We start from the raw sequence: 23,973 nt of genomic DNA on the forward strand, positions 1-23,973 counted from the left end.
GAAAATCGAAATGGTTATTCTCGACCACTCCCTAGCACAGCAAATTGTCGATCGAACCATGTCCATCATTGGTCACAACGTAAATGTGATGAACTCCGCAGGCATCATCATTGGCAGTGGCGATCCCAAACGCGTTGGGCAAGTGCATGATGGCGCGGTATTGGCGTTGAATCACGGCGATTCACTAGAGCTGAATGAGCAGCAATGCTTGACGTTGCAAGGTGTCAAACCCGGAATCAATATGCTGTTGAAATTGCATGGCGACGTGGTCGGTATTGTTGGTGTGACAGGCGAGCCGGAGAAAATCCGAGATTTCGCCAAGCTGGTCAAAATGACCGCTGAACTAACAATCGAGCAAGCCGCGCTGGTGGAAAAATTTCAGTGGGACAGACGTCATCGCGAAGAGTTTATTCTGGCTTGGATCAATGGCAAATTGACCGATGAAGAGCTGAAAGATTGGGCGATGCGTCTTTCTATCGATGTGACTCAACCAAGAGTGGCAACGGTGATTGAAGTCTCGACGCCGTCCGCTTCAAAAAGCATGAAGAGCGTGCGCAATATTGTTGAGCTGCTTGAATATCCGGAGCGTAACAATCTGGTTGCGATTGTCTCGGTGAATGAAATTGTGGTGTTGAAACCGTGTCATTCCGCCAAGCAGTGGGATAGCCAAATCGAAAGTGAACGCATTGATAAGTTGATGTCGCGTTTAAGCGATCACGATTCGCATACGTTTCACATTGCGCTAGGGCAGCTGTTTAATGAGCCTAAAGATGTCGCGTTGTCATACCAAAGCGCGAAGCAGGTATTAGCCATTGGCAAGCAGTTCTACCCAGAGAAACGTAAGTACCTGTTCGATGAACTTCGTTTGCCTGTGCTGTTAGCGCCGTTGGCGGATATTTGGCAAGGTGAACAAATTATTGATGGCGTGAAACGATTGAAAGAGAAAGACAAGTCTGGGCAATTGCTGAAAACCCTAGATGCATTGTTTGAATGCAATGGCAATGTGACGGAATGCTCTAAAATGCTGTTTATTCACCGGAACACTCTGCGTTATCGGTTAGAAAAAATCACCGAGATAACAGGGCTGCCAACCACCAATTTTGTGGGGTTAGCGGAGCTTTATATTGCGACTCGGCTCTCAAAAATGGCGTGATATTGTGCATTTGCACAATACGCGTCATTTTTTGACCACATCATTTGTCACTCCGCCTAAAGGAATTCGAAAGCAAACGATTAATAATTCATGCGTCCCTACATGTTGAGTGAGCCAACACGGACTCGCTCAGCAAAATAAGAATAAATGGAGTTATCATGAACCTTATATTAATCCTGCTCGGGGTGATCGCATTTATTGTGCTCACGACCACCAAATTCAAATTACATCCCTTTTTAGCGCTGATCATCGCGGCGTTCCTTGCGGCATTTGCTTACGGCTTACCGGCAGATAGCATTGCCAAAACCATTGCTTCTGGCTTTGGCGGCATCCTTGGTTACATTGGCTTGGTTATCGTTTTAGGTACCATCATCGGTGTTATTTTGGAGAAAAGTGGTGCGGCGATCACCATGGCTGATACGGTTATTAAAGTGTTGGGTGAGCGTTTCCCAACATTGACTATGAGCATCATCGGTTACATCGTTTCTGTTCCGGTATTTTGTGATTCAGGCTTTGTCATTCTGAACTCGCTCAAAGAATCACTCGCGAAGCGTTTAAAAACCTCAAGCGTTGCGATGAGTGTGGCGTTGGCTACTGGCCTATACGCGACGCACACGTTTGTGCCGCCAACTCCTGGCCCGATTGCCGCTGCGGGTAACTTAGGCCTGGAATCTAACCTTGGTTTAGTGATTGGTGTGGGTGTGTTTGTTGCAGCGGTTGCGGCGTTAGCGGGTATGCTGTGGGCGAACCGATTCCAACATGTTGAACCAGATGGCATTGAAGCCGTAGAAGAAATTCAGCAAGACTGGCAAGCACTCAAAGCGTCTTACGGCAAATTGCCAACGGCGAGCCAAGCATTCGCTCCTATTTTTGTTCCTATCTTATTGATCTGTTTTGGCTCTATCGCGAAATTCCCAAGCTTACCGTTGGGCGAAGGTTTTGTGTTTGATGTTCTGACTTTCTTAGGACAGCCACTAACGGCATTGGTGATTGGCCTGTTCCTTTCTGTTCGCCTACTCAAGTCAGACAACAAGATTGAAGAATTTGGCGAGCGAATCAGCCAAGGTATTACGGCTGCTGCGCCTATTCTTTTGATTACCGGTGCGGGTGGTGCATTTGGCGCGGTATTAAAAGCCACGCCGCTAGGTGAATACTTAGGTACGACGCTATCGGCGCTGGGCGTGGGTATTTTCATGCCATTTATCGTTGCGGCTGCGCTAAAGTCGGCGCAAGGGTCATCAACGGTTGCATTGGTGACCACATCGGCTTTGGTTGCGCCTATGCTTACGCAATTGGGGCTCGATTCAGAAATGGGCCGCGTATTAACGGTGATGGCGATCGGTGCAGGTGCGATGACGGTTTCTCATGCAAACGACAGTTTCTTCTGGGTAGTTTCGCAGTTTAGTCGCATGTCGGTGGGCTTAGCGTACCGCGCGCAAACCATGGCTACGCTCGTTCAAGGTGTCACGGCAATGGCATTGGTGTACATTTTGAGCCTCGTTCTCTTATAAGTCTCTGGAAATACGTATGAAAGTGGTAATTGCACCTGATTCATTTAAAGAAAGCTTAACCGCCAAACAAGTGAGCGAGGCAATCAAAACAGGTCTTGCTCGCGTATGGCATGATGCTGAGTTTGTTACGGTTCCGGTCGCAGACGGTGGCGAAGGCACGGTTCAATCTTTGATTGATGCAACTCAAGGCGAACAAGTCTTCACAACGGTGACCGCGCCATTAGGGAATGATGTTGAAGCGTTTTATGGCATCCTCGGCGACGGCGAAACCGCGGTTATTGAAATGGCGGAGGCCAGTGGGCTGCACCTTGTGCCGAGTGATGCTCGCGACCCAAAACTGACCAGCAGCATTGGTACCGGACAGCTGATCAAACACGCGCTAGACAGAGGTATTCAACGCTTAATCATTGGTTTGGGTGGCAGCGCTACCAATGATGGTGGCGTGGGCATGTTGACCGCGTTGGGGGTGGCGTTTCTTGATGAATCTGGTCATGCAATTACCCCAAATGGAGACGGGTTAGCGGCGCTTGCGTCCATCGATATTTCTGGTCTTGACCCTCGTTTAGCAACTTGCGAAGTGTTGGTAGCGTGCGATGTTGATAACCCACTCTGTGGTGACAAAGGCGCGTCGGCTATCTTTGGCCCACAAAAGGGAGCGACGGCGTCAGACGTCACTCTGCTCGATAACGCATTGCGCAAGTTTGGCGAGTTGACGGAACAAGCGACGGGTAAGCACGTACTGACTCGTGAAGGGGCGGGTGCTGCTGGTGGTATGGGAGCGGCCTTGCTTGGGTACACGCCAGCACGTTTGCAACCGGGAATTGAGATTGTGCTTGAAACGGTCAAACTTGCTCAGCATGTTGCGGATGCGGATATCGTATTTACAGGCGAGGGTCGAATCGATCATCAAACCGCACATGGCAAAACGCCGATGGGCGTTGCTCAGGTGGCTAAGCAGTGTAATTTACCAGTCATTGCATTAGCAGGCTGTGTGGGCGACAACTATCAGGCGGTTTATGAGTGCGGCATTGATGCGGTGTTTGCTTGTGTACCAAGGGCGATGAGCTTACCTGAGGCCATGAAAGAGGCCGACGTCAACGTTGCCAATTTAGCCGAAAACGTCGCGAGAATGTGGCAAATTAAGTCGCACTGAGGGCGATAACGATACGAAAAAACTCCACCTTTGCGTGGAGTTTTTTGTTGTTACCAGTCTACGTATGCGGGCATAAGTTCATTTAGCAAGAGCGAGTTAACGAACATGCTTTGCTATCAACTTTGCCAGTGTTTGCATCGCGTGAATCCAATCGGTTTCACTACCAAAGTTTGCTACGCTGAGGCGCACGCAATGTCGATATTGTCCTTGAGTGCCAAATACGGTACCGGGAAGTAGGCTGATTCTGTGTTGATTACACGCTTGATACAACGCATAGCTGTCCGTTTCTTTGGGCAGGCGCAACCAAAGCAAGAACGAACCTTGCACGGCGTTGATCTGGTATCGATTTTTTAGAGATTCGTATTCATCTAAGTATTGATGAAGCATCTGGATGAATCGGCGCATGTTGTTTTGATAAACCCGACCCATTCGCGCAGTATGCGTTCGATACTTGCCTGACGTTAGAAACGTTGCCACGGCAGATTGCATCAGATTCAAACTGCCCATGTTCTCACACAGTAGATATTGCTCAATTTGATCTCGATATCGCCCCGCCAACATCCAACCAATTCTCAAACGCGAATCGAGCGTTTTGGATAACGAATTCACGTAAATTACGCGTTGCTTGTCATCGAGCAACCTCAAGCTTGGCAAAGGCTTGTTATAACTTAACCCGCCAAACACATCGTCTTCGATAATAGGAATATTGCCAGACGACAATAGCAATTGCTGGCGCTTTTCTAGCGGCATCATGGCACCAGTTGGGTTGGTGAAGTTTGGCGTTACGATGATCGCTTTTATGTCCCATGTCGCCATTGCTTTTGCTAAGGCTTCGGGGCACATACCGTCTCGTGGGCAACTCGGAATTTCCACTACTTTGAGGCCGAGTGATTCGAGCATCAATAAATTACCAAAATAGCAAGGGGACTCCACCGCGACGATATCGCCTTTTTGTGTCGTTGCGCGCAGCGCTAGGCTAATTGCTTGCTGCGCGCCGTGCGTCACCATGATCTCATCCAACTTGGTTGGCGTGCCCAAATCTTGTGTGATTTTCGCCAGTTGTTTGATTAAGAGGTGATCACCGGGTGGCAATTGGTAATGGCTCGGTACATGCGTTTGCTGGCGGCTGTGGCGGCCAATCTCGGCGTACAAGCTTTTGATCGCGGGGGAGTCAATGTTTGGGTGGGCAGAGCCTGCGGGCAAACGCTCTTGGTATTCAGGGTACGTGAGGATTTCTTTGCAGATCGAGAGCAAATCCACGCGAGTCGGATCCGGAATTGAGCGAGAGGTCGGCAAGGCGATTTTTACTCGATAACCCGACTTGGGAACCGAGTACACCAAGTTTTGCGCTTCCAGCTCTTGATACGCACGAATCACGGTGTTTTTACTGACGCTTAATTCTTGGCTCAATGAGCGAATGGAGGGCAGTCGATCATCCACTTGGTAAACGCCACCATTGATGGCTTGTTTAAGGTGCTTTTCCACCACGAGGTACTTATTCCCTTCACCGCTTTCCAATAAATCTGTGCCCATAAAAACACTTCCATCTGTCACTTTTTGAAAACACTGTACCTAATTACATTAACAGTATCTCAAAACATAAAACAAGCGTGAGTGAGGCGATCATGTTAATCCGAGCCATCCCTTTTGTATTTGTCATCCTTTGGGCTTCTGGATTTGTTGGTGCGCGTTTTGGTTTGCAGTATGCCGAGCCAGCGACACTACTTTCTATCCGTATGGCATTCAATGTCTTACTGTTTTTGGTTCTTGTGGCGATGTTGCGTAGAAGGTTGCCAACAGGAAGCGATTTCTGGCACAGCTGTGTGGTGGGTGTGTTGATCCATGGCTTCTATTTAGGCGGCACTTATTTCGCTATTGATTTGGGTATGCCTGCCGGGCTGAGTTCGTTGTTGGTGGGCATTCAGCCGATTTTAACCGCGGCTTTGCTGGTGGTGTTTGTTCGTGAGGAATTTAAACCCTCGCAATGGCTGGGTTTGGCTCTAGGCTTTGTCGGCATCGCTATGGTGCTGATGGGAAACATGGAGTGGCAGTCTGAGCAACATAAGTTCTTAGCCATTGGAGTCTGTTTACTGTCTTTGGTTGGTATAACGTTAGGGACGCTGTATCAGAAGAAATATTGCCAACAGGTGGATATGGTTGGTGGTGCGACGGTGCAATATTTGGCCGCACTCATCATGTTTCTGCCTGTTGCGATGCAGTTTGAAACCATGCAAGTTCAGTGGAAACTGGAGTTTATTTTGACCGTGTTGTGGTTGGTCGTCGTGCTCTCTTGTGTGGCTATCCTGCTGCTGCTGTACATGGTGAGAAATGGCGCGTCTTCGAGTGTGGCGTCTGTGTTTTACCTAGTGCCGCCAACAACCGCGATTCAAGCTTGGCTCGCGTTTGGTGAGTCGTTTGATTGGATGGGCATTTCTGGCTTTGCATTGGCGGCCACGGCGGTCTATCTAGTGGTTAAAAAGCCAGATCTGACGATAAAAAAATCGGTTCAAACAGAATATACCTAAATTGGGTAGGGACATTAACGTGCCAGTGAGTACAATTCTGCTTCATCTTAATCCGTGGAGCAGAGTGATGACGTTAAAGCCAGATCGAATGACCGCGATGCGTAATATCATCGAGCAAGTAAAAGCTGAACTACCGATTTACGAACCGGAAACCTTTGTGTGTGGGCCGGAAGGGCAGTGCATCGGTTGTCCAAAGAAATTATTAGAAATGGTCGATTCAGAGGTTACTTATTGGGAGTCGGCAATGGAGCGGGGTGTGATTCCGCAGTTTGATGAGATCCGTCGTTTCGGGAAGATGTGCACTAACGTACGTCGCGGACTTGTGCGTAATAACGTTCCACTACTCGGGTAATCTACTTCAGTAAATAAGTGATTGATAAATAAAGTCCTAAAATTGACACATAAATGTGTGCGTTTGCATAGTAACTTGGCGAGCGGTCTCAACTTTGGCCCATGACTCTTGTTTGTCATCTACTAGGGCTTTAAACGTTTTAAATCAGCGATATATTGGCAAGGTCTCACATGGATGTGAGGCAAACGACCATTCATTCTGCTGAGATAAAAAAGTGAGATTAAAGGGATTTACTCTGATGGAAATCACCATAGTGCTCGCCACTTTGGCTTTCATCGCTTTGGCTGCGTTGCCAACACTACTCCACATTCATCGCCAAGCCTATGCGTCGATGTTACACAGTTCCAATTCGTCATTGGGTACCGCGCTTAAATTTTTTAACGCCCGAGTGGTGATAGACAATGCTGCCGAGCAAAACCAAGTCCACTATATTGATAGGAACGTAAAAACCTTAAGTGGTATGCCAGAAGCGAGCGCCAATAGCATTGGCGCGTTATTAGAAATCGATTTGCCGCAGAGTGGCGTGTCCAAAATTGATGTTCCCTGCAAAGGCAGTGACTTTTGTATTATTGGTCAGCAACACCCAAATAGTACCCACTTTGTGTCTATTCCCGATTATCAATTTGTCGACCAGTCAGGTCTTGATCGGGTGGTGTACATTTGGCCGCAAGGGTATACCTTGGCAGAAGAGGCATGCTATTTCTATTATGTAAATCAAGCATCCACAGAGTCTATCGTCCGAGGGCACGTTACTGAGGGTTGTTAGGCGCGCTTAACATCATCTTCTGACTCATCAACACTTCGCCATTGGGGAGAGTGACTTCTCCTAGTTCACCATGGTGCTCAAATCCAAATCGTTCGTACAACGCTATCGCGGCAAGGTTGTCCTTATAAACATTAAGTACAATGGTGTCGTAACCATATTCCCAGGCACTTTTAAGTGCGACAGACAATAGCTGCTTACCTAGCCCTTTTCCTCTGAATGTTCTATCGATATGAATACCTAAAATGCCTGTGCTAGTGAGTTGACCACCTTCATAACCGCACAGTTCGGCAGGAAAAATCTCTACACTACCAATCAGAACGTGATGGTCCAAAGCAACAAATTGAGGAATCGATTCAAGTTCTACGCGACGTAAAATATTGGTCAGGGTGTCTTTATCTGGAGCCGGACTGCGCAGGTATTTACCTTCGGCATAGACTCGGTTCCACAGTTCGGTAAAGCGCTCAATATCGCTTACCTGGATGGGTCTGATTTGCATTCATCTTCCTTGATTAGTGCAGGTTAGTGATGGTTAAGGTACGAGTTCAGATAAACAGCGAATTTGATTCGGAATGGGATCGGCTGGCGCATTGGCTCCTGTTGGATTAAACCAAATCGTATTTACGCCAGCTTGCATTGCAGGGTAAATGTCTTTATGAGGCAAGTCGCCAACCATAGTTAACTCACTCACGTTAACCCCTAGCTGTTTTGCGATAGCAAGATAAAACTCAGGTTGTTTTTTAGCGATGCCGAGATTGGCAAAACAAAAGTAGCCATTTAAGTGCTGGTCTAAGTCGACGCGGACGAATGCACGCTGAACCTCTTCCATGTTGGAATCAGACGCACTGGTCGCGATGTAAATAGCATGATTTTGGGAAAGTGTTGCCAGTGTTTCTTTGGCCAGAGGAATCGTTTCTACGTGTTCCCAATCGCACATTTTTCCTTGTGCGTGAGGGAAATCCACCATTAAGGTGTTCCCCCAATCGAAAAGATAAATCATGTTCGAATCTCCTTTATCCGCACATCATATCGTCTTTTCTAAAATCAGGGGATAAATTGCATCGATAAATGCGATTTAGGTGGCTTTAGTCGTGAAAAGCGCTTAATTGTCGTTATCGTTACAAATGTTTCAGCATAATGCGTGAGTTAGTTTTAAAACCTTGCTTGTCGTAAAACCGCTGTGCTGGTTGATTGAATTCCATCACTTCTAATCGAACTTGTGTAGCATTGGCATCGCGCGCCCATTGCTCACAGGCCTCAAGCATTTGGCGACCGATACCCTGCTGCTTTTGTTCTTCATTGACGACAATCGTTCCTACTCGACAAATTGGATCTTTGATCAGAAAGCTGACGGTTTCATTCTGAGTGATCATCGCGGTTAAAAAGCCGACTACCTCCTTTTCATGTTCTGCGACTAAAAACAAGCGTTCATCATTCTCGAGAGCCTGAGTGAGGAACGCTCGGTCGTCTTCCGAAGGTGCTACAAAAGCTTCAGGCGCATTGGCAAAATGCAGTGCGTTGATTTGTAGGTTTAATTCAAAAATTGCATCCAAATCGTCGGGACTTGCTTGTCGAATGTTGACTTCCATTTTACTTACCGCCTGAAAGATCGATAAAAGAGCCTGTAACATAAGAAGCTTCATCACTGAGTAGCCAAGCGATCGCATTCGCCACTTCTTCTACCGTACCGCCCCGTTTCAGTGGTATTTGAGGGCTGAGCCTATCCACTCGGTTTGGTTCTCCACCATCGGCGTGCATATCGGTGTAAATGAAACCAGGTCGAACGCCATTGACGCGAATATTTCGGTTTGCCAATTCAAGCGATAGCCCTTTGGTTAAGGTATCCATTGCGCCTTTTGATGTGGCGTAATCGACATATTCAAATGGCGCGCCTGAGCGTGATGCCCCAGAAGAAACATTCACAATTGCGCCACCAGTACTGAATCGCTTCGCCGCTTCTCTACAACAGAGAAAGCAGCTATTTACATTAGTGTTCATTACTTTCTGAAAGCGTTCCAAGCTGATTTCCGCCAACGGTGACTGAGTAAATAGAATGCCAACGTTGTTGACCAAGTGCGTCACTGCACCAAATTCACGTTCTGTTTCATCAAACAAGGAGAGCACTTGTTGCTCGTCAGATACATCTGCTTGAACGGCGATCGCTTTTCCGCCATTTGCTTGTATGTCTCTGACCACTTGGTGAGCTGCTTCACTTTGCGCACGGTAATTAACACACACGGCATAGCCTTGCTCGGCCAGTTTTTTCGCTGTTGCGGCTCCAATGCCTCGGCTTGCGCCAGTAACGATGACTACTTTATTCAAAATACATCCTTATTTTTGTAGCGAGTAGATTTTGTCGGCGTAACGCTTGTCGCCAATTTGGTATGCGTCAGGAATGACTTCAGATAGCTCGAATCCGCACTTCATGAGAACACGCTCTGAAGCAATATTCCCTTCAGTGACCGTAGCGGAAAAGCGGTCGATGTAATGTGTTGCTCTCGCCCAATTTAGAAGCGCTTGAAGGGTTTCTGTTCCAAACTGTCGGCCATGAAATTCAGGCAAAAGTAAGTAACCCACCTCTGCGTTACCTTCTTCAATGGCAAGGCCAGTGACGCCAATCGGTTGTTCAGATTGCTTATCGAGTATGACGAGGCAAAGCCAGTGCTGACTGTCTGGTGTCCATGGTAATAATCGCGAAGCAAATTTTTCTTTTATTTGTTTTTCGCTCGGGCGATCAAAACAGAGCTCAATGATCTCTGGTTCGGAATGTAATCGCTGAAATAGTTCCCAATCGCTGGCTTCGATAGGTCTTAATCGGCTTCGGTGAGTCTCAATATAAACTGACATGCGTGTCCTTACAGCATTTATGTAGAGAGCCAGTTTCTCATCCTCTTATCTCTTTAATCAAACGGTTGCACTTACAAAAGTGATTTGTGTGGTGAATGTCTAGTTGGGGAATGAATTCTTACTGAATATTCATTTGTGGGATGAAAATAACGAAATTTCATACTTGAGACACATAGAGCAACACGGAAATGATGTGGATCAAGAGAGAACTACCCATAAAGTAGTATTTTGCGATCTATAATTACATTTTATTTGGAAGTGTTGCTAATTATGTCAATAAAAAAACGATATGTTGCACTGCTGGTTGCTGCCGGCATTGGTGTGGGCTGGTTAACATTAGGTGGTACTGCAGCGGTGATGCATTACACCTCTGATACTGAGTTCTGTCTCTCGTGCCACTCTATGGAAATTCCTTACAAAGAGTACCAAGGCTCAGTGCACTTCAGTAATGCGAAAGGCATTCGTGCCGAGTGTTCTGATTGCCACATCCCACAAGAACCGATGGACTACCTGATCACGAAGATTCGTGCATCGAAAGACATCTACCATGAGTTCGTGACTGGCAAGATCGACACGCCAGAAAAATACGAAGCGCACCGCAAAGAGCTTGCGGAGATGGTGTGGGAGCAGTTCCGTGAAAACGACTCTGCAACGTGCCGTTCTTGCCACGACTTTGACGCGATGGAAGAATTTGAGCAATCTCGCGATGCAGCGAAAATGCACGAGTACGCAAAAGCGAACGATCAAACGTGTATCGATTGTCACAAAGGCGTTGCTCACTTTGCACCAGAAGCTGAGCTAGACAGCAAGGCATTTGAAACGTTGATGAGCTTCACCACAAAAACATCACCTGGTGCCAAAGTCGTTTACCCTGTGACTGAAATCGCAATGGGTGAGATGGGTAAAATTAACCCAACGACGAAGTTAGAAGTAATCAGCTCTGAAGGTGATGAGCGTACTGTTAAGTTGGACGCATTCCAAATGAAAGGCGCAGAGCAAGTGCTGTACATGGGTGAAGGTCAACGTGCCATCGTAGCAACGCTAACCGAGCAAGGTCAGCAAGCTCTTGAGGGCGGTGAGTTTAAGGCCGACGTTTACGGCAACGAATGGCGCGCAGTGTCACTAACAGGCACGATCGATTCTCCTGTTGTGGATACACTTGACCCAGTTTGGTCATACGCAGAAGAGCTAGACAACGTTTATTGTGCAACTTGTCACGCGAAAATTCCTTCAAATCACTTCACAGTGAACGCTTGGGGACCAGTGGCGAAGAGTATGGGTGATCGAACAGACATCACTGCCGAAAACCTAGAAATTCTTACTAAGTTCTTCCAGCACCACGCGAAAGATGTGGTTGGTCACTAACGATAAATAGAAGGATAAGATTATGACTAATTTAACCCGTCGTGGATTTCTAAAAGGCACAGGTATGGCGGCTGGCGCCATGGCATTTACTTCTTTTGCACCTATGTCTGTTGCGTCTTCAAACCAGCGTGGCAAGGGCATTTTGACAGCGGGTCGCATGGGCCCAATGTTATGTGAAGTGAAAGATGGTAAGTTGGTTTCGACTACTAATGCTCTTCCACAAACTGTACCAAATAGTCTACAAACTACTGGGCCTGACCAAGTGCATACCAAGGCGCGTGTGAAGTACCCAATGGTACGTAAAGGCTACTTGGCAAACCCATCGTCGCCAGAAGGTGTGCGCGGTAGTGATGAGTTTGTGCGTGTGTCTTGGGATGAGGCTTACAAGCTGATCCACGAACAGCACATGCGTATTCGTAAAGAATATGGCCCAGCTTCTGTGTTTGCTGGCTCTTACGGCTGGCGTTCAAGTGGCGTGCTGCACAAAGCACAGACCTTGCTGCAACGTTACATGAGCATGGCAGGCGGCTACTCAGGCCACTTGGGTGACTACTCAACGGGTGCTGCGCAGATCATCATGCCGCACGTTGTGGGCTCTATCGAAGTGTACGAGCAACAAACCACGTACCCAGTGGTGCTAGAGCACAGTGATGTGGTTGTGCTTTGGGGCTTAAACCCGATCAACACCCTAAAAATCGCGTGGAGTTCAACAGACTGCGCGGGGCTTGAGTTCTTCCATCAATTGAAAAAATCAGGCAAGACGGTTATTGCGATTGACCCTATTCGTTCTGAAACCATTGAGTTTTTTGGTGAGAATGCGGAGTGGATTGCTCCTCACCCAATGACCGACGTAGCGATGATGATGGGTATCGCACACACCTTGGTGAAACAAGGTAAGCACGATAAAGCCTTCCTCTATAAATACACCGCTGGTTACGACAAATTTGAAGCGTACCTGATGGGCGAAGAAGACGGCGTAGAAAAATCAGCGGAGTGGGCATCGCAAATCTGTGGCGTACCTGCGAAGCAACTTGAGCTACTGGCTGACATCTTCAGTAAAAACCGCACCATGCTGATGGCGGGTTGGGGCATGCAGCGCCAACAATACGGTGAACAGCGTCACTGGATGCTGGTTACACTGGCAACAATGTTGGGTCAAATCGGTTTACCGGGTGGTGGTTTTGGTTTCTCTTACCACTACTCAAACGGTGGTAACCCTGCTCGTGACGCTGGCGTGCTTCCTGCGATTTCAGCATCACTGGGTGGCGGCTCTTCTGCGGGTAACGACTGGGCGGTATCTGGCGCGGTGCAAAGCTTCCCTGTGGCGCGTATTGTCGAGGCGTTGGAAAACCCAGGTCAATCCTACCATCACAACGGTCATGAACTGACGTTCCCAGATATCAAGATGATTTGGTGGGCAGGTGGTGCGAACTTTACTCACCACCAAGACACCAACCGCTTGATTAAAGCATGGCAAAAGCCTGAGCTGATCGTGATTTCAGAACCTTACTGGACTGCGGCTGCGAAGCATGCGGACATCGTTCTGCCAATCACCACATCGTTCGAGCGTAACGACTTAACGATGACGGGTGACTACAGTAACCAACACTTGGTGCCAATGAAGAAAGTGGTTGAGCCGCAAGGTGAAGCGCGTAATGACTTCGATGTATTCGCGGACATGGCAGAGATGCTAGCTCCGGGTGGCCGTGACGTGTACACCGAAGGCAAGACTGAAATGGAATGGCTGTACGGCTTCTACAAGGCGGCGCAACAAGGTGGCCGTGGCTCTCGCGTAGCAATGCCGAACTTCAGCAAGTTCTGGGAGGATAACCAACTGATCGAGATGAAGTGGAACGAGAAGAACGCACAGTTTGTTCGTTACGCGGATTTCCGTGAAGACCCGATCATGAACCCGCTAGGTACGCCAAGTGGTAAGATTGAAATCTTCTCGAAAACCATTGAAGGTTACCAGTTGGAAGACTGTCCTCCTCACCCTACGTGGATGGCACCAACCGAGTACACCGGCAATGCAAAAGATGGCGAGTTGCAGCTAATGACCGCGCACGCAGCGCATCGTCTACACAGCCAGTTTAACTACGCGAAGATTCGCGAAGAGTACGCAATTGCAAACCGTGAACCTATTTGGATTCACCCTGAAGATGCGAAAGCGCGTGGTATTAAAACGGGCGATCTAGTTCGTGCGTTTAACGACCGTGGTCAAGTATTGGTTGGCGCGGAAGTGACTGACCGAATCAAGCAAGGTTCAGTATGTATTCATGAAGGCGGTTGGCCGGATTTGGATCCGAAAACCGGCATTTGTAAGAACGGCGGTTGTAACGTGTTAACGTTGGATATTCCGACCTCTCGACTTGCAAACGGCTGTGCGGCGAACTCGGCACTGGTTCGTATTGAAAAATACACTGGCCCAGAATTAGAACTAACAGCGTTTGAACCACCAAAAAATGGCTAGAAAAAAGTAGCGCTTGAAAGCAAGAAGCCAGCGAATCGCTGGCTTCTTTTTTATCTAGTAATCGTTCACATTAGCGCGAAGCAAGAGAAACAAACGGCATCTGTTTCTTAATCTGAAATGTCGGGAGTAAAGTAAATACAATCGCGACAAACAAGACTGAGCCTATTAAATCTTCAGGGCGATGCATGCCCAGCCATAAGCGGCTATATGCTACGCTCATTCCCCACATCCATAATGACAGTGCAGAGATATAGCACTTGTTCTGTAAGAACAACCCACCAAAGAAAGCCAAACAAATCGAAACGAAAATCGTATGGCCGGATGGGAAAGAATAGTCTTTCTCGCCTTGCCAATGGCGCGTCCGCCAATCACTGACTCGTTCAGAAATCTGGTTAATTACGTTGGCTTGTTGTTTTGTATCTAACTGATAAAACGTTTCTGGTGTTTCAATCAATTGTTCTGCTGCGAGCAATTCCGTGTATGGGCGCGGGCTTTCTGTCATCAGTTTTAGCCCCGTTTTGCTGGCAAAGCCAATCACAAGTAACAGCCCTAACATTGAGAGTTTTTGCATCCACTCAGTGCGACTTGGTTTAAAGCGAAATAAAGAAAGCAGTAGCAGCGTTAAGGTAATTAAAAAGCCTTTGCTGCCAGCAGAATCTGTGAGCAAAGTAAAAGTAATACCCAGACTTTCAGGCACCTGTGAAGTGAGATTGTGATAAGAGCCAAACAGCGACATTGGGATGATGCCAAGAACAAACAAGGCGAGCATCATCAATCCATATTTTTTGGTTTTCATTGAGAGCGTTTTGTTTTTATTGAGGGTTATTCAACCACGTGAAATAAGGGGCTTATCTTACGTTATCTGGCGTGAAAAACTTATCAACGCTTTGTCAATTTGACGAGAGAATGAAGGCTGAGTGATGAATTGATGACATTTATCCGGAGGGTAAAGGCGCTCATCCTTAAGCGTTGGGGTCTTAATCCATCAGAGAACGTAAGTATTCTGCTGCTTTGGTTGGGTTTTCTGCATGACAAATGGCAGAAACCAAAGCCAAACCATGCACACCTGTCGCACTCAGGGCAGGAATGTTGGTTTCGTTGATGCCACCAATAGCGACGATTGGTAAAGACGTGGTGTTCAGCGCCATCTTCAAACCTTCAATACCCCAGTGTTTTTTGGTGTTGGTTTTGGTTGGTGTAGCGAAGATGGCACTCAAACCGATGTAATCAATGGGCAGAGAATCCGCCTCTGCCAACTGCTCTTCAGTCTCAATCGACAAGCCTAGAATCTTGTTTGGGCCAATCAATTGACGAGCGATCTCTGCTGGCATGTCTGACTGCCCGAGGTGAACACCATCGGCATCGACGGCAAGGGCAACATCAACACGATCATTGATGATTAACGGGACGTCAGTGCCTTCAAGGACCGTCTTTACGGCTTGAGCTCGTTCAATAAATGCACGAACGTCACCATGTTTTTCGCGTACCTGTACCATGGTTACCCCACCTTCTACCGCCTTTCTTACAACGTGTTTGAGAGTGGATAAATCTTGTTGGTCGTCGGTGACCAAATACAAACGATAGGCGTTCATTATGTTTCCTTTTGCCTCCCACTGTCTTTGGAGTGAGAGGCGTTTAAAGCATTGAGAAGTGATTTATCTCACTTGTAATTTAAGACGTGTTGCCAGTGTTTCTTCGTCCAGTTGGTAAAGCTCATCCAAAAGATGCATTTGCAAGCTACCAGGCCCTCGCGCTTGCTCAGCCGCAATTTCACCCACAACGCCAAGCACCGCTGCCGCAGCAAGGCCCGTTTCGTCGCCGATTGCTGCGAAAGCGCCAGTCAGTGCCGTCAGTGTGCAGCCCATGCCCGTTACGTATGGCATCATCTCGTGACCATTATTCAACTGGACGGTTTGCTCTTTTGTCACGATGTAGTCAGTTTCGCCGGAGATCACCACGCTCGCTCCATATTCTTCAATTAAGAAGTGAGCCGCCCCAAGGGCTGCATCACTACTGTCGAGTGCATCTACACCTTTGCTTTGCGCTTGCTCACCAGCGAGAGCAATGATTTCGGACGCATTACCACGAATGATTAACTTGTTTGCAAGGCGGGCGATTTCGCGCGAGGTTTCGGTACGTAGTGAACTTGCACCGCAACCGACAGGGTCGAGCACAACGATTTTACCGTTCGAGTTGGCTTGCTCGACGGCATAGCTCATGCGCGGCGTCCAAACGCTGTCTAGGGTGCCGATGTTGATCACCAAAGCGCCAGCAAACGACATCATTTCTGCCATTTCTTGCTTTGAATGCGCCATGATTGGCGAAGCACCGATAGCCAACAAAGCGTTCGCCGTGTTGTTCATCACCACGTAGTTGGTAATGTTCACGACTAAAGGCTTTTGCTGACGCACTGCGGTTAATGCTTGAGTGATTTGTTCTATTAACATGAGATTCTCCAATTAACCTTATTGCGCGTTTAGACCTTGTTGCCAAAACGCCACTTCCATACGCGTTGCGGTTTTGAAGACCTGAATTAGGTTTTGACCGCGCTGGCTGTGGATGTCTATTTCAGCCAGTAGCTGGTTAAAGTGTTCGGCCCCACTTGCCACGCCAGATTGGAACTCTTCACCGCCGTACAAGTTAATCCAACTTGCGTAAGGATTGCCTTCGAATACCGTGTTTTCATCTTCAATCAGCATTTTACCAATGACGGCGTAGCCGATGGAGCAAGGGGCGAGCGCGGCATACAAGTCAACTAAGTCGCCCGTCATTCCCGCATCCAATACGTAGCGCGTGTAAGCCACCGTGCCAAAATCTTCCGGCTCGTTTTCGAGATCAGATTCCGTCAATCCCCACTGACCGCAGTAGGTAACATGGTGGGCAATCTCTGAATCTAAAAGTGCATGTACACTTGGTAGTGCGCGGCGCATGTCGTCTAACGTACGTGCTTTGTAGATTGCCAGCGCATAAGCTCGCGCGTACTGTTTTAGGAATAAGAAATCTTGTTTCAAGTAATGCAGAAAACAAGGTTGAGCCAGTGTGCCTTTGGCCAATTGCTGCACGAAGGCATGCTCTGTGTATTCTTGCCAATCTTGGCGGCAAGCGTCGATCAAATCTTGGTATTTCATTATGGGTATCTCGTTATCAAAAGACCCTAGGCTGAGATTCTAAGGTCAGTAGAATTAGTCAAAGCTCGGTACGTAATCTTTCGCTTTTGGCAGTGTTTTGATGATTTTTTGTGAATACATGAACTCGGCGTAGTCGTCATAGCGTTTTAGATCGACTGCTGATGGGCGAAGCGCGAAACGAGTTAACGTGTCATTCCAAGCGCGTTGGTTGAGCTCGTTGTTTAGTGTGTCTGGCGAGTAAGCGACAAACTCTTTCCAAGACTCTTTAGGATGGTTGACGATGTAAGTGGTCGCTTGCTCCAGCGCTTTGTTGAACGCTTTGATAGCCGCTTTGTCATAGGTTTTTGCATTCGCCACAAACACCAGTTCGTCATACGCTGGTACGCCGTGTTCTTCTGGGAAGAAGGCTTTGGCTTTGTAGCCTTCTAGCGCAAGTTGGTTGGTTTCGAAGTTACGCAAGCCGCCCCAAATAGCGTCTACTTTACCGGATGCGAGAGAGGAAGAGAGAGCCCAACCGACGTTGATGATTTGCACGTCAGAAAACTTCACGTTCTCCTGCGTAAGCATGGTGCCGATTGTCGCCTCTTCGTTACCTGCGATAGCAATACCGATTTTCTTGCCTTTAAGGTCGCCAAGGTTATCGTTCTTACCGTTATCCAACACCATCAATGTGTTGAGGGGAGTAGCAATCAAGGTCGCAGAGCGAATTAATGGCAAGCCAGCCGCTACGTCGATGGTCAGGCTAGGTTGGTATGAAATCGCCATATCGACTTTGCCAGCCGCAACTAGTTTGGGTGGAGTGCTTGGGTCGGCGGGTTCTTGGATATTGACCTTCAAACCTTGCTGTTTAAAGTAGCCGCGCTCTTGTGCGATCACGATAGGGCCATGGTTCGGGTTAACGAACCAATCCAGCATTAAAGTAAGCTCCTTTTCGGCAGCAAGTACGTTAGTTGAAACGATTGAAGCGAGCAGAGCAGCAGCGCTCATAAGTTTGTTTTTATTCACGGGGTTCTTCCTTTTTCTTTCCCTATTTGTTTTCCCAGGGAATGGCTTTTTTCAGTAATTTGTCAGTAGTGAAATAGAGTGCGATAGACAGCGCGGCGAGGATAAACAGCGCCGCAAACATCTCATCAATGATCATGCGAGCGTTAGCTTGGAGCATCAGATAGCCCAAGCCTTCACTTGAGCCGACCCATTCACCTACCACGGCACCAATCGGCGCAATAACCACGGCAACGCGAATACCAGACGCTAACGTTGGTAGGGCGGCAGGTAGTTGAATATGGCGCAGTAATTGCCATTTCGATGCGCCCATGGTTTTGGCAAGATCGAGGTAACCAGTTGGTGTATTGCGTAAACCGTCGTAGCAACATGTCGTGACGGGGAAAAAGATGATGATCGCCGCCATTACTACTTTCGATGCGATGCCGTAACCGAGCCACAGCATCAACACGGGCGCGATAGCAAATACTGGAATGGCTTGGCTAGCGATAAGAATCGGCAATAGCCAGCGTTTGAGCGGCTCGAACATCAGCATTTGCAAAGCGAATAGCAAACCCATCGATAAGCCGAGTGCGAGGCCAAGTAGGATCTCTTGTGCCGTTACCCAAGTGTGTTTGAGTAGCACGTCGTATCGAGTGACTAATCTATCCAATACTTCAATTGGCGAAGGCAAGATGAAGCTTGGCATGTCAAACACCACTACAATGAGTTGCCACAAACCTAAGATCACGGCTGCGCTGATCAGCAGACGCAACGCCGGATGAGTTACGCGTTCCTTTTTACTAATACGCGCCGAAGCGGAGTTGTACTGAGTCATATCACTCATAGTCTTTCTCCAACTGATCCAAAATCGCCTGCTGTAGCGCTGCGCACTCTCCATCGAGAGATCTTGGTGGCTTGGAGTCCGGAACAACCAAGTGCTGCGCTTGAGCAGGCGTGCCTTGCAACACATAGAGTTGGTGTGACAATCGCACCGCTTCTTGTGGGTCGTGCGTAATCAAGACAACGGTTTTGTCCTTTAGTAGCTCGGCTGAGAGAGTTTGCAATTTGTGGCGAGTCACGGCGTCCAATGCCGAGAAAGGTTCATCCATCAAAACCAAAGGTTTGTCTTGCATCAGAGTGCGAGCAAGGGCTACGCGTTGTCGCATACCTCCAGAGAGTTGAGCGGGTTTGGCGTTAGCATAATCAGCCAACCCAACGTGCTCTAATAAGTTGAGAGCACGTTGTTTATCATCCGCTGAATTTGAGTTGGCGTGAGAAAAGCGCGAGCTAAGGCAGACGTTATCCAGCACGTTAAGCCACGGTAGCAATAAATCCTGCTGAGCCATGTAAGCGATACGGTCATGCAGTGCGGCGCCATCGGTTGTGATGAGTTCGCCATGCCAGTCAACTTGGTTATCCAGTAGGCCAGCTAAGTAACGCAATATCGTGGTTTTTCCGCAGCCACTTCGCCCGAGTAATACCGTCCATTGACCGATAGGAATGACCATGTTCACTTTCGCTAAAGTCGGTGTTTGGCTGTCTTTGTATTGCAAACTGGCGTCGGAAAGCTGAATGCCAATCGCGTTAGCGAACATAAGTATGACCCGAAAAAAAGTGATTCACAGGGCCGTGACCTTTACCGACATCCAATTCATCAGCGTGTGCGATAGCTTGGCTGATGTACTGCTTACCAAGGTGCACTGCTTTGTGTAGGTTGTTGCCTTGGCTAAGGTAAGACGCAATGGCGGAAGACAGTGTACAGCCCGTACCGTGGGTGTTTTTGGTCGGAAAACGCTTGGCGCTGATTAACTCGGCACAGTCTTGCATGATCAGCAGATCGTTGCTGTTTTCATTTTCTTCAAGATGACCGCCTTTGAGCAGAATAGCTTTGGCACCAAGTGCACGAAGGTCGGTAATCATATCGTTCATTTCAGATTCTGATTGAGGCACTGGCTTACCCGTCAATGCTGCACCTTCTGGCAGGTTAGGAGTGATGATGTCTGCCAGTGGAATTAACTCTTCTTTTAATGTGCTGATTGCCGACTGTTCCAGTAATAGATCGCCGCTGGTGGCCACCATTACAGGGTCAATCACGAGGTGTTTTGGCTGGTATTGTTTAATTTTGTCTGCAACAACTTTGATGATGTTGGAGTCGGCTAGCATGCCCACTTTGACTGCAACGATGTTGAGGTCGGTAAATACTGCATCAAGTTGGCTCTCTACATGGTCGAGAGGAATGGGGAAAATCGCAGAAACGCCTTGGGTATTTTGCGAAGTAATCGCCGTGATTACCGAGCAAGCAAAACTGCCGGTTGCGGACATCGCTTTGATGTCGGCTTGAATACCTGCACCGCCACCACTGTCTGAGCCCGCGATGGTCAATACGATAGGGGTAGGCAAGGCTGGCGTGTGATGTGAATGAGGTTGTGATTGCTGCGTCATGGTCGCTCCTACTACAAGACGTATAGGAACTGACTTTGACCGTTGCAGATAGATCGATTTTTCGATCGCTATCGCTTACCTAAGAGGGGCGGCGAAAGGCAAAGTGCGCATAGTTCCCTACGTCAGTGCTAACTGAATCAGGTTCAACGGGTCTCGAATCTCGATCTCAGCCAACGCTTATCGCGTGGCCCCCCGACTATTTCGCTCGGATGATAGCAGGACCATTGCGGAAGGGATACGTTTTTTGAGAGTAATTATTATTGAGTATTCAATTATGCGAGGTGAGTGATAGAGTAAGCATCTAAATGGTTCGTCGTGTGGAATTTACTAGTGCAACGCTCTGGTGAAAGAGCTGAACCTGGAATATTTAATAAATAATCGTGGTCTCGCTAAGCAAGGATTAGCACAAAACAAGGTTAAAAAACTGTTAAAATTTAACGCGTTGCCAATTTAACTTTGTTGAACTTTTCGACAGTTAATTAGGAAGGCTAAGACGATCATCGAGCAAGGAGACTTCATGCTTAATTCTGCAACAGCGAAGTCAGTGATCGATCATGCTCTCTTTTTAGGGGCTGATTTCGCTGAACTATTCGTTGAACATCATCAAACTAACACCGTCCAGATCGCATCTGGTGAGGTGGACAAGATCAATTCGGGGATTGATTTTGGTATCGGTATTCGCCTCTTCTTCGGTCACAAAGTGCTTTATGGATACACCAATAGCACGGACGAAGCCGAGCTAAAACGCGTAACCTCATTGCTTGCGGCAAAAGACAAGCGTGAGCAAATCGCGTCAGCAGGTTCTTTAAATTTGAACCGCTACCCAATCCAACACGGTTGCCGCATGCCGTTAAGTCAGGATGCCAACTTAGATTCAAAAATCGCGTTTCTATTGAAAGTTGACCAAGCTGCGCGTGCAGAAAGTGAGTACATCAGCCAGTTCATTGGTAGTGTGCTTCAGCGCGAGCAGCAAGTGTCTATCTTCAACTCAGAAGGTTTGCATGTAGACGATACGCGTCACTACATTCGTGTGGCGGGTAACACCGTTGCTCAAAAAGGTAATGAGCAGTCTTCTGGTATGGAAGGTCCTGGCGCTCTTGCTGGTTGGGAGTTCAGCGAACAACTTGATTCGAAAGAGCTGGGTCAAACTATCGCGCAGCAAGCGTTAGTGAAACTTGGCGCGGATGCTTGTCCATCGGGTGAAATGCCAGTGGTAATTGGTAACGGCTTTGGCGGCGTTATCTTCCATGAAGCGTGTGGTCACTTACTCGAAACCACTTCGGTTGCGAAGAAAGCGTCCGTATTCCACGACAAAATGGGCGAAATGGTTGCTCACACTGCAGTGAATGCTGTCGATGATGGCACCATGACCAACGAATGGGGCTCGATTCATGTTGATGACGAAGGCATGAAGACTCAGCGAACTCAATTGATCAAAGACGGTAAGCTAACCAGCTTTATGGTCGATAAAATGGGTGGCATGAAGACAGGTTATGAGCCTACGGGTTCTGGTCGTCGTCAGAACTACAAGTTCGCACCAACCTCGCGGATGCGTAACACCTTTATCGAAGAAGGCGAGCATTCACTTGACGACATGCTGGCAGGTATCGAACGTGGTATCTATGCGAAGAAGATGGGCGGCGGCTCGGTTCAACCGGGAACGGGCGAGTTTAACTTTGCTGTTCGTGAAGCTTACCTCATTGAAAATGGCAAAATCACCAAACCTCTGAAAACAGCAACGCTGATCAGCACGGGTCCAAAAGTGTTGAAAGAAATCAGCATGGTCGGCAAAGACATGGCGCTTGCGCCGGGCATGTGTGGTTCAGTAAGTGGTTCAGTACCAACAACAGTCGGTCAGCCAACACTGAAAGTAGATAATATTCTGGTAGGAGGCGGTAACTAATGAGCCAAGAACAACAACTTCTTAATGCGGTTGATTACGTCCTATCAGAAGCAAAGCGTCAAGGTGCGGAAGCGGACGTGATTGTGAACCGTAACAGCAGCTTTTCGCTGAAAGCAAACCAAGGCAAGCTGGATGAGTACAAAGTAAGCTCAAGTCAAGTGCTGGGTGTTCGAGTTATTAAAGATGCTCGTGTCGCGACAAGTTATTCTGAATCACTAGAGCAACCAAGTTTAGATTTGATGCTCACAAACGCGCTGCAAAGTGCTCGCTTTTCCAAGCAAGATGAGCATCAAACCATCAGCTGCGTAAACAGCAAAATCACCACTGATATTGCAGAAATTGCGCAAGACGATACCACATCGGTCGATGAGAAAATTGAACTGTCCCTTGCGCTTGAGCAAGGTGTTGTGGCTCTGCCTCACGCTTCAAGCTCACCATACAATGGTTACAGTGACGGTGAAACTCAGCTCATCATCGCGAATACTCAAGGTACGTTATGTCAACATTTCGAGCGATCGTTCACTTGTTACGCGTATACCTTGTTTGAAAAAGACGGCAAACAGTCGATGGCGGGAAGAATGTCGCTAGGTCGCCGTTTTGATGAGTTGGATCCAGCTTATTGTATAGAAGGCGGTTACAACCTTGCTCGCGATCTTCTTGAAGGCGCTCCGGTTGCGACAGGTAACTATCCGGCCATTTTCCACATCAATGCTTTAAGCAGCCTGTTTGGTGCATTCGGCAGTGCGTTTTCTGGTGTGAGTGCGATGAAAGGCATCTCGCCACTGGGTGACAAGCTTGGTCAAAGCGTTGCAAGTGAACTGATCACCTTTACCGATGCGGCTTACATGCCAAATGGTATGGCAATCGCAAGTTTTGATAGTGAAGGCTTTGCTACTCAAAACAATGTGTTGATCGCCAATGGCCAACTGAATACGCTATTGCACAATAGCCAAACAGCGAGTTATTTGGGTGCAGTGTCGACGGCAAGTGCATCTCGCAGTGCAAAATCGAGCCTAGACGTATCGGCAAATCATAAAGTGATTGCGACAGGCAACAGCAGTGCGCCAGAAGTCAAAGCAGGTGAATACCTAGAATTAGTCGAACTGCAAGGGGTTCACTCTGGTGCAGATGCTGTCAGTGGTGATTTCTCATTTGGTGCGAGTGGCTTCTTGTGCCGTGATGGAGAGCGCGTTCAACCAGTTCGTGGGATCACGGTAGCCGGTAACTTCTATAAGATGCTGCAAGAAGTAGAAGCTGTGGGTGATACGCAGCTTATTAATGATAGCCGCACTTTCTTCGCGCCAGATGTGCGTTTTGCTCGATTGAGCATTGGCGGTAAGTAAGCGCGGCATAGAAAGTCAGAAACAAAAAAGAGGA

At 47.9% G+C, this 23,973-nt stretch carries 24 protein-coding genes and 1 riboswitch; of the genes, 10 read left to right on the forward strand and 14 right to left on the reverse strand.

Going from position 1 to position 23,973, the window contains the following annotated elements:
* Positions 1-10: 10 nt before the first annotated feature.
* From FR741_RS15885 to FR741_RS15895, 3 genes are all read left to right on the forward strand, one after another.
* Positions 11-1,153, forward strand: coding sequence for a sugar diacid recognition domain-containing protein (locus tag FR741_RS15885; RefSeq protein ID WP_005460816.1), 1,143 nt, complete (start codon positions 11-13; stop codon positions 1,151-1,153).
* 158 nt (positions 1,154-1,311) lie between these two features.
* Complete coding sequence (locus tag FR741_RS15890) at positions 1,312-2,664, forward strand: GntP family permease (RefSeq protein ID WP_005391886.1); 1,353 nt, start codon at positions 1,312-1,314, stop codon at positions 2,662-2,664.
* Positions 2,665-2,680: 16 nt separating this feature from the next.
* Positions 2,681-3,817 (forward strand): glycerate kinase, encoded by a 1,137-nt coding sequence (locus FR741_RS15895; RefSeq protein ID WP_048625545.1) that lies wholly within the window; start codon positions 2,681-2,683, stop codon positions 3,815-3,817.
* Between the two features lie 96 nt (positions 3,818-3,913).
* On the opposite strand, the gene FR741_RS15900 is transcribed toward FR741_RS15895, so the two are convergent.
* Positions 3,914-5,350 carry an aminotransferase-like domain-containing protein gene (locus tag FR741_RS15900; protein WP_167427172.1) on the reverse strand — a complete coding sequence of 479 codons (1,437 nt, stop codon included), beginning with the start codon at positions 5,348-5,350 and terminating at the stop codon, positions 3,914-3,916.
* A gap of 92 nt (positions 5,351-5,442) precedes the next feature.
* On the opposite strand from FR741_RS15900, the gene FR741_RS15905 reads away from it, so the two are divergent.
* The 3 genes from FR741_RS15905 (at position 5,443) to FR741_RS15915 (ending at position 7,460) form a co-directional block, all read left to right on the forward strand.
* Positions 5,443-6,342, forward strand: coding sequence for a DMT family transporter (locus FR741_RS15905; protein ID WP_167427173.1), 900 nt, complete (start codon positions 5,443-5,445; stop codon positions 6,340-6,342).
* Between the two features lie 67 nt (positions 6,343-6,409).
* On the forward strand, positions 6,410-6,694 hold the full coding sequence (locus tag FR741_RS15910; protein WP_047009765.1) for a hypothetical protein: 285 nt from the start codon (positions 6,410-6,412) through the stop codon (positions 6,692-6,694).
* Between the two features lie 238 nt (positions 6,695-6,932).
* On the forward strand, positions 6,933-7,460 hold the full coding sequence (locus tag FR741_RS15915; protein WP_005391876.1) for a hypothetical protein: 528 nt from the start codon (positions 6,933-6,935) through the stop codon (positions 7,458-7,460).
* Here FR741_RS15915 and FR741_RS15920 read toward each other — a convergent pair.
* From FR741_RS15920 to FR741_RS15940, 5 genes are all read right to left on the reverse strand, one after another.
* On the reverse strand, positions 7,444-7,956 hold the full coding sequence (locus FR741_RS15920) for a GNAT family N-acetyltransferase (protein ID WP_074190229.1): 513 nt from the start codon (positions 7,954-7,956) through the stop codon (positions 7,444-7,446). The two genes, FR741_RS15915 and FR741_RS15920, sit on opposite strands and share 17 nt — an antisense overlap.
* 33 nt (positions 7,957-7,989) lie before the next feature.
* Positions 7,990-8,457, reverse strand: coding sequence for an HAD family hydrolase (locus FR741_RS15925; protein ID WP_085344581.1), 468 nt, complete (start codon positions 8,455-8,457; stop codon positions 7,990-7,992).
* A 118-nt stretch (positions 8,458-8,575) separates the two neighbouring features.
* Entirely contained in the window at positions 8,576-9,046 is a 471-nt protein-coding gene (locus tag FR741_RS15930; RefSeq protein WP_085344580.1) for a GNAT family N-acetyltransferase, read from the reverse strand.
* 1 nt (position 9,047) lies between these two features.
* Complete coding sequence (locus FR741_RS15935) at positions 9,048-9,779, reverse strand: glucose 1-dehydrogenase (protein ID WP_167427174.1); 732 nt, start codon at positions 9,777-9,779, stop codon at positions 9,048-9,050.
* Between the two features lie 9 nt (positions 9,780-9,788).
* Entirely contained in the window at positions 9,789-10,304 is a 516-nt protein-coding gene (locus tag FR741_RS15940) for a GNAT family N-acetyltransferase (protein ID WP_167427175.1), read from the reverse strand.
* A 270-nt stretch (positions 10,305-10,574) separates the two neighbouring features.
* On the opposite strand from FR741_RS15940, the gene FR741_RS15945 reads away from it, so the two are divergent.
* A complete protein-coding gene (locus FR741_RS15945) occupies positions 10,575-11,669 on the forward strand; it encodes a NapC/NirT family cytochrome c (protein ID WP_005391870.1) in 1,095 nt (364 codons plus the stop codon).
* Between the two features lie 22 nt (positions 11,670-11,691).
* A complete protein-coding gene (locus FR741_RS15950; protein WP_167427176.1) occupies positions 11,692-14,139 on the forward strand; it encodes a trimethylamine-N-oxide reductase 2 in 2,448 nt (815 codons plus the stop codon).
* A 70-nt stretch (positions 14,140-14,209) separates the two neighbouring features.
* Here FR741_RS15950 and FR741_RS15955 read toward each other — a convergent pair whose 3' ends face one another.
* The 8 genes from FR741_RS15955 to thiD form a co-directional block, all read right to left on the reverse strand.
* On the reverse strand, positions 14,210-14,935 hold the full coding sequence (locus tag FR741_RS15955) for a phosphatase PAP2 family protein (protein ID WP_167427177.1): 726 nt from the start codon (positions 14,933-14,935) through the stop codon (positions 14,210-14,212).
* A gap of 181 nt (positions 14,936-15,116) precedes the next feature.
* Complete coding sequence (thiE, locus tag FR741_RS15960; RefSeq protein ID WP_167427178.1) at positions 15,117-15,731, reverse strand: thiamine phosphate synthase; 615 nt, start codon at positions 15,729-15,731, stop codon at positions 15,117-15,119.
* Between the two features lie 63 nt (positions 15,732-15,794).
* Positions 15,795-16,586, reverse strand: a complete 792-nt coding sequence (gene thiM, locus FR741_RS15965) for a hydroxyethylthiazole kinase (RefSeq protein WP_005391861.1) — start codon at positions 16,584-16,586, stop codon at positions 15,795-15,797.
* Between the two features lie 18 nt (positions 16,587-16,604).
* Positions 16,605-17,267 carry a thiaminase II gene (tenA, locus tag FR741_RS15970; protein WP_006740999.1) on the reverse strand — a complete coding sequence of 221 codons (663 nt, stop codon included), beginning with the start codon at positions 17,265-17,267 and terminating at the stop codon, positions 16,605-16,607.
* Between the two features lie 54 nt (positions 17,268-17,321).
* On the reverse strand, positions 17,322-18,272 hold the full coding sequence (locus FR741_RS15975; protein ID WP_167427179.1) for an ABC transporter substrate-binding protein: 951 nt from the start codon (positions 18,270-18,272) through the stop codon (positions 17,322-17,324).
* 22 nt (positions 18,273-18,294) lie between these two features.
* Positions 18,295-19,095: an ABC transporter permease gene (locus tag FR741_RS15980; protein WP_167427180.1), complete on the reverse strand. Its 801-nt coding sequence runs from the start codon at positions 19,093-19,095 to the stop codon at positions 18,295-18,297.
* Positions 19,088-19,846 (reverse strand): ABC transporter ATP-binding protein, encoded by a 759-nt coding sequence (locus tag FR741_RS15985; protein ID WP_053809665.1) that lies wholly within the window; start codon positions 19,844-19,846, stop codon positions 19,088-19,090. Before FR741_RS15985 ends, FR741_RS15980 begins: the two co-directional genes overlap by 8 nt.
* A complete protein-coding gene (thiD, locus tag FR741_RS15990; protein WP_161445034.1) occupies positions 19,836-20,693 on the reverse strand; it encodes a bifunctional hydroxymethylpyrimidine kinase/phosphomethylpyrimidine kinase in 858 nt (285 codons plus the stop codon). The genes FR741_RS15985 and thiD overlap by 11 nt, the downstream gene beginning before the upstream one ends.
* 97 nt (positions 20,694-20,790) lie before the next feature.
* Positions 20,791-20,898, reverse strand: a riboswitch (TPP riboswitch).
* Between the two features lie 312 nt (positions 20,899-21,210).
* On the opposite strand from thiD, the gene FR741_RS15995 reads away from it, so the two are divergent.
* Positions 21,211-22,596, forward strand: a complete 1,386-nt coding sequence (locus tag FR741_RS15995) for a TldD/PmbA family protein (protein ID WP_046875568.1) — start codon at positions 21,211-21,213, stop codon at positions 22,594-22,596.
* A complete protein-coding gene (locus FR741_RS16000) occupies positions 22,596-23,939 on the forward strand; it encodes a TldD/PmbA family protein (RefSeq protein WP_167427181.1) in 1,344 nt (447 codons plus the stop codon). The genes FR741_RS15995 and FR741_RS16000 overlap by 1 nt, the downstream gene beginning before the upstream one ends.
* The last annotated feature ends 34 nt before the right edge of the window (positions 23,940-23,973 follow it).

Origin of the sequence: Vibrio diabolicus, from assembly GCF_011801455.1 — a bacterium.
Lineage (GTDB): Bacteria > Pseudomonadota > Gammaproteobacteria > Enterobacterales > Vibrionaceae > Vibrio > Vibrio diabolicus.